We start from the raw sequence: 6,794 nt of genomic DNA, 5'->3' as shown, positions 1-6,794 counted from the left end.
ATTACTGTTTAAAGTTAATATTATTTTTACACTTTTAAACAGTTCGGTTTTAAGGGAAGCTTACAAAGATCATGAACAACTGACAACAGTACTAATTAATGATTCGATATTGCATTTATTTAATAATCTTAAAGATTACGAGTCATCATCTTTGTATGAAGAAAATGAAAAAAAATCTATTTTTAACAAGAATTTAAATACAAACAAAAGTTCCATAGCTTCTCAAACTAGTGTTAGTACTATTTCTGAAACATTACCTACATATCCTAATTTTATAAATGAAGTTTATTTGTATCTTAACAAGGATTATATATTCAATGTTAAAGGATATTATATTACTTCTTACACTGGTAGTGGTCCTTTAATGATACCAGATTTTAACAATTTAGCAAATACTGCATCTTCCTATGGTAATAGACCTGGGTCTAGTTTGTTTCCGTTAAGCTTTTATAATCAACAATTTGGAAATCTTAATGATGCAATAAGTTCTGTTTATGTCAATTTGGCTAAAATAACCCTTTATGAACATCCAAACTATGGAGGAAAGGTACTGATATTAGATGCAAGACCAGGACCTACTTATTATGTACAAATATCGAATTTAAAAGATGTGAAATATAGTTGTGGGTTTTTATGCAAAAGGAATTGGAATGATAGGATATCTTCGGCTATTATTGAATTTTAGATAAAAAGCACAGATTTTAATTGAAATCTGTGCTTTTTTTACTTAAATATTTATTTCTGGGTTCTTAAAATTATAGATTTCTAGGAAAGATTTAAAAAAACATAAAATTTGATTAAAAATCCAAAATATCTACTTTAAATTTTGAATCTAAAAGCGATTGCATAATCTCTGGATTTCCATTTGTAAAAAATTTATTTTTAGGACGAATAGTTTTTGTGCTTAGTAGATTGTACTTTTCTAAAACAGCTTTAGTTTGTCGTGCAACTGCTTCTCCCGAATCAATGATTTTAACATGATTGGGGAGCAAATCAATAAGCATGGGTATCAAATATGGGTAATGTGTACAGCCCAAAACTAAATAATCGATATTAGCGTCTATCATAGGCTTTAAATACACTTTTAATAAAGCGCTCATCTCGTCAGAATCCAATTGACCTCTTTCAATAAGTTCAACGAGACCTTCACCAATGCATTCTATCACTTTTATGTTACTTGCAAATAAATTAGTGGTTTTATGAAACAACTCGCTTGATAGCGTTCCTTTGGTAGCTAATATACCTACTGCTTTTGTTTGTGTGTTTAAAGCCGCTGGTTTAATAGCAGGTTCTATACCTATAAAAGGGATGTTATAAGTTTCTCTTAAAACACTAATTGCATTGGTTGTGGCGGTATTACAGGCCACTACAATAAGTTTACAGCCTTTATCAATTAAGTATTCAGTATTTTTAATGCTGAGGTTAATGATGGTTTTTTTCCCCTTTAAGCCGTAAGGAGCATTGGCACTGTCTGCTAAATATAAGGTGTTCTCATTTGGTAAAAGTTTATGGATTTCTTTCCAAATGGAAGTCCCTCCAACTCCAGAATCAAAAATGCCAATAGGTTGTGTGCTCATGTAACAAAAATAAAAAAGCTGTCTTGTAAAAAGACAGCTTTAAGTAATTTTATTTGTTTTAAAATTAGATGCCTAATTCCTTTTTTACATCATTAAGTAAATCTTTCCCATCGGCCACTATGGTTACTCCAACTGAGGAGTCTAAAACATAATCAAAACCTTGAGCTCTACCTACTTTCAAGATAGCAACTCTAGCTTTTTCTGTAATAGGTTTTAAAAGTGTTTCTTGTTTTTCTTGATATTGTTTTTGTGCTGTATTTTGAAATTCACGAGCATTTTGTTCCATAGTCATTAATTCTTGCTGTCTCTTATCATTTTCTTCTTGAGTTTTAGTAGGTGCTTCAGCAGTATATTGTTTTGATTTGTTTTGTAATTCTGTACCTAAGGATTGTAACTCTGTTTGCAATGTTTTTGAAAATGTTTCCAGTTCTGTTTGAGCAGCTTTCATTTCTGGCATAGCAGAAATTAAATCATTCGTATTTATATGAGCAATTTTGCTTTGCGCTTGTGTAAAACTTACGGTTAAAATGCATGCAGTTGCTAATAATAGGGTTTTTAATTGTTTCATTTTAAATGTATATTAATGTGTTATAAATTATTTAATTATTGTTTATACTATCTTTTATTTTTTGTCGTTCTTCTAAAATTTGTTTCTTTTTATCTTCGAGTTCTTTTTGTCTAGCGGCTCGTTCTTCTAATTTTTTTTGTCTATTTTCTTCAATAAGTTGTTCTCTTGTTTTTGTTACTACTTCTTTTGTAGTTGTTCCAGTTTCACTTTCAGGATCTTTAGACACATTATTCCTAGCATCTAATTTTTCTTGTTTGGCCTTTTCGCGTTCTTCCAAAATTTGTTGACGTTTGGCATCAGCTTCTTTTTGTTTTGCTTCACGAGCTTCTAAAATTTCTTGTCTGCGTTTTTCTATAGCACTTTCACGTTCAGCTTTTTTTTCTTCTAATGCTTTTTCACGAGCTTCCAGTTCTTCATTTATTTCAGGAAGTAATTCCTCTTCTTCAGCAGCTCTAACTTCAGCTTTAGTTTCTGCTTGTGTTCGTTTTGACGCTCTTGTAATACTCCTTAATATTTGCTCACTCAAATCAAATTGCTTTGCCGAATATAGCATGACGGCATCAGATGACTTATCAAAAATGAAATCATATTTTCTGCTTGCTGCCATATCTTGAACTGCTGAGAAAATTTGATCTTGAATAGGTTGCATTAATTGCCTTTTCTGAATCATTAAATCTCCATTTGGTCCAAAACGTTTTTGCTGATAGTCTAAAATTTCTTTTTCTTCAAAAGATATATCTTCTTCTCGTTCGTCAATAAGTTCTTTTGTGAGTAAAGCCTTTTCATTACTTAAATCTTTTCGCTTTTGTTCAACATGTAACATTTTTGTTTGAATTTCATTTTTCCAATTCTCAGCTTTACTATCTAGCTGAATCATGGCTTCTTGATATTCGGGAACATTTTCTAATATGTATTCTGTATCAATATAAGCAATTCTTACACCACGTTGCGCATTTGAATAAAAGCTACACATGAGAACCAATGTCAATAAAAAAAGAACGTTATGTTTCATCTGTTTTTAATATTTTATAATGTATTATCATATAAATTCTAAAAAAGACAAATGATTTTTATTTGAAATCTATTTCCTTTTTGAACTATATTTTCAAAATTAACGAAATTTAATCTTAAAAATTTTAATTCTTGTTTTATCTGATTAAATTTATTTGTTTCTAATGGTCTCAGATAGCATGTTTTTTAAAGCATTCAGGACAATTTTCAAAAATTTATCATTTAACATTTCAGATAATTAAAGTATTAATAGAAAATATCGTGCCAAAAATTATTATTAAAATTGTTGTCCAATGATAAAGTGAGTTTCCCATCCATGACTGCCTGTTTCGCCAGGTAGAGGATCGAATCCATGACCAAAATCTATTCCTAACAAACCAAAAGCGGGCATAAAAATACGAACACCTAAACCAGCAGAACGATATATATTAAAGGGATTGTAATTTCTAAATCCATTATAAGCAGAACCCCCTTCCATAAAAGCTAATGCATAAATTTTAGCAGATGCTTTTAAGGTAATTGGATAACGTAACTCTAATGAAAACTTATTGTATATGGTTGCACCATCATTAATAGTAAGTCCATTACTATCAACAGGTTGTATAGATTGGTTTGGATACCCTCTAAGAGCAATGGTTTCTCTACCATCTAAGCTATAACTGCCCATGCCGTCACCTCCTAAGAAGTAGCGTTCAAAAGGGATGACACCTCTATCATTATTATAAGCACCTAAAAAACCAAATTCCATACTGGGCTTTAATACTAAGTTCTTTGTGATTTGAGTGAACCATTCTCCTTTAAAGTTTACTTTATAAAACTCCAGCCATTTGTAACGCTCTTGGTCGATTTCACCAATTCTTTTACTCGCAGAAATATATTCGGGAGATGATGTACTAGAGGCATTTACTTTTTTTATGACTTCACTATCATATTCTTTCGATAATTGTTTATAATCAACACCATTGAAGAGGGAGTATGGAATGGTCATTTTTCCAACAATACTAAATCTAGAACCACCTGTTGGGAAAATAGGGTCTATATTGGTATCATCTCTACTTAGCCCAATGGTATAAGACAAGTTTTTTGCACTTCCATTTCCAAATGTGAAGAGACCAGTGTTGTAATTATTTAAGTCATAAATTTGGAAAGTTACGGCTTGTGATAATACAAAATAATCATCAGGAACAGTTAGTTGCTTTGCTAAACCAACAGTAATACCGGTTATATTAAAGCTTTTGCTTTTATCAGCTCTTCTGTTTATAGGATCGTAAAGAAATTGTTTTGTTTGAGATATAGAGGTAGAGAATTGTACAGGTCTTTTGCCACCTAACCAAGGTTCAGAAAATGAAAAACTATAGGTTTGATAAAATTGACTGGCTTGCAGGCGTAATGCTAGCTTTTGACCATCACCCATTGGAATTGGCTTATAAGCATCTTTATTAAATAGGTTTTTTATGGAGAAATTGTTAAAAGACAACCCAAGCGTTCCAATAAAACCACCACCACCATAACCGCCTTGCAGTTCTATTTGGCTTGATCCTGTTTCTTTTACAGAATATTTAATTCCTACAGTACCCTCGTTAGGATTCGTAAGTTCAGGAGGAAAAGTAGGCGTTATTTCTTGAGCATCAAAGAAGCCTAATTGACCAAGCTCTCTAACTGTACGTACGACATTGGCTTTGCTATACAAATTACCTGGTCGCGTACGTAATATCCTGTAAATAACATGGTCGTTGGTTTTGTCGTTACCAACTACAGATACATCGCTAAAATAAGCAGGTTTGCCTTCAGAGATACGTATTTCCATATCAATTACATTCCCGTTTGCACTGACTTCTACTGGGTTTATTGAAGAAAATAAATAACCATAATTTTGGTAGGCGTTTGCTATATCATCCGCATCAGGACTTTCATCTTGTATCCGTTCTTGTAATAATACACCATTATAGACGTCCCCTTTTTTTATACGTAAAAGCCTAGTTAATTGTTCATTCGTGTAAACGGTATTCCCAATAAATGTAATATCACCAAACTTGTACTGCTCACCTTCTTCTAAATTGATATGCAGTGAAATGGTTTTGTCACTATTTACAATTAAACTATCAGATAAAATACGCGCATCTCTATAGCCGTTTTCTTTATATTTATCTATCAGTTTGGTTAAATCTTCTTTATAGTCTTTTTCTATATATTTTGAACGCTTTAAGATACGTATAGGATTTATTTGTTTGGTTTTTTTCATGCTTTTTCTAAGCTTTTTATCGCTTAAAACATCATTTCCAGTAATAACAATATCCTTTATTTTTACTTTTTTCCCTTTGTCTATATTAACGACCATGTTAACACGGGCAATTTGCAACGAGTCTTTTACTTCAACAGTGTTTATATTAACTTTTGTATTGTAAAAACCTTCTTTTTGGTATTTTGAAGTAAGATAATTTTTTGTAGTAGATTTAAGGTTTTCGGTAACTTTTGTTCCTTTATCTAATTTGTTTTCTTTAATAATAGCTTCGACTTTTCCTTTTTTTACACCGTTAATTTTAACTTCATTAAGCTGGGGTAAATCTGAAAGGTGAATTTCTAAATAAGCAACATCACCTTCAATTTTAGTTACATAAACTTCAATATCGCTAAATAAATTAGAACCCCAAAGTTTTTTAATAGCATTACCAATCTCTTCACCTCCAGGAATGGTAATTTCTTGTCCTTTACTTAATCTAGAATAGGCTACAATGGTTTGTTCGTTAAAGGTTGTGTTTCCGGAAACTGTAACGCCTCCTAATGTATACTTTTTACCACTATCATAAGATGAGTCTTGAGCAGTTACATTAAAACTGATTGCAATTATTAACAGTGCAAGGCATTGTTTTATATAATATGTTTTTGTAAGTAGTTTACTGGCTAAGTTGTTCACTTGTTTTCCCAAATCGTCTTTCTCTTTTTTGATATTCAATAATAGCTTCATGCAAATTTTGCTTAGTAAAATCAGGCCAAAGTGTCTCTGTGAAATACAATTCGGCATAAGCAATTTGCCATAGTAAAAAGTTACTTATACGTTGCTCCCCGCTCGTCCTTATAAGTAAATCTACGTCTGGTAAATTTTGCGTGTAAAGATGCTCATTTATAATTGATTCATCAATTTTTTCTGCCGAAATTATATTATTTTTAACTTTAATACTAATTTCTTTTATTGTATTTATGAGTTCTTCCCGTGAACCATAGCTTAGAGCAATGGTTAAAGTCATTCTATTATTGTTCTTGGTTTTTTCAATAACCTCAGATAATTCTTTGTGAACCTTGGATGGAAGTGCGTCGAGTGTGCCAATAGCACAAAGTTTTATATTGTTTTCATGAAGTGTTTTTATTTCCTTTCTTAAAGAAGAGATTAACAATTTCATGAGTGTTTGTACTTCTAATTTTGGTCGATTCCAGTTTTCTGTAGAAAATGCATAAAGTGTTAGGTTTTCTATACCAAGTTCTGCACTACCTTCTACAACTTCTCTGACTGCTTTTGCACCATTTTCATGTCCGATAGTACGTATCATGCCATGCTTTTTTGCCCAGCGACCATTCCCATCCATAATAATGGCAACATGCTTAGGTAATTTTTTTGCTTGTATGCTTTCTAGTGAATTCAT

The 6,794-nt window shown here is 31.6% G+C and carries 6 protein-coding genes; 1 reads left to right on the top strand and 5 read right to left on the bottom strand.

Going from position 1 to position 6,794, the window contains the following annotated elements; all coding sequences use genetic code 11:
* Nucleotides 1-685: hypothetical protein (locus DKT72_RS14330; RefSeq protein ID WP_162623319.1), on the top strand; the 685-nt coding region annotated here is incomplete at its 5' end.
* Nucleotides 686-797: 112 nt separating this feature from the next.
* On the opposite strand, the gene murI is transcribed toward DKT72_RS14330, so the two are convergent.
* From murI to uppS, 5 genes are all read right to left on the bottom strand, one after another.
* Nucleotides 798-1,577: a glutamate racemase gene (gene murI / locus DKT72_RS14325; protein ID WP_111309424.1), complete on the bottom strand. Its 780-nt coding sequence runs from the start codon at nucleotides 1,575-1,577 to the stop codon at nucleotides 798-800.
* Nucleotides 1,578-1,641: 64 nt separating this feature from the next.
* On the bottom strand, nucleotides 1,642-2,145 hold the full coding sequence (locus DKT72_RS14320) for an OmpH/Skp family outer membrane protein (RefSeq protein WP_111309423.1): 504 nt from the start codon (nucleotides 2,143-2,145) through the stop codon (nucleotides 1,642-1,644).
* A 31-nt stretch (nucleotides 2,146-2,176) separates the two neighbouring features.
* Nucleotides 2,177-3,157 (bottom strand): OmpH/Skp family outer membrane protein, encoded by a 981-nt coding sequence (locus DKT72_RS14315; protein ID WP_111309422.1) that lies wholly within the window; start codon nucleotides 3,155-3,157, stop codon nucleotides 2,177-2,179.
* 276 nt (nucleotides 3,158-3,433) lie between these two features.
* Nucleotides 3,434-6,121: a BamA/OMP85 family outer membrane protein gene (locus DKT72_RS14310; RefSeq protein WP_111309421.1), complete on the bottom strand. Its 2,688-nt coding sequence runs from the start codon at nucleotides 6,119-6,121 to the stop codon at nucleotides 3,434-3,436.
* A complete protein-coding gene (gene uppS / locus DKT72_RS14305) occupies nucleotides 6,051-6,794 on the bottom strand; it encodes an undecaprenyl pyrophosphate synthase (protein WP_111309420.1) in 744 nt (247 codons plus the stop codon). Before uppS ends, DKT72_RS14310 begins: the two co-directional genes overlap by 71 nt.

It is taken from the genome of Confluentibacter sediminis (genome assembly GCF_003258355.1).
In the GTDB taxonomy this organism is placed as follows: domain Bacteria; phylum Bacteroidota; class Bacteroidia; order Flavobacteriales; family Flavobacteriaceae; genus Confluentibacter; species Confluentibacter sediminis.
This window is presented reverse-complemented; position numbering and strand designations above follow the sequence as displayed.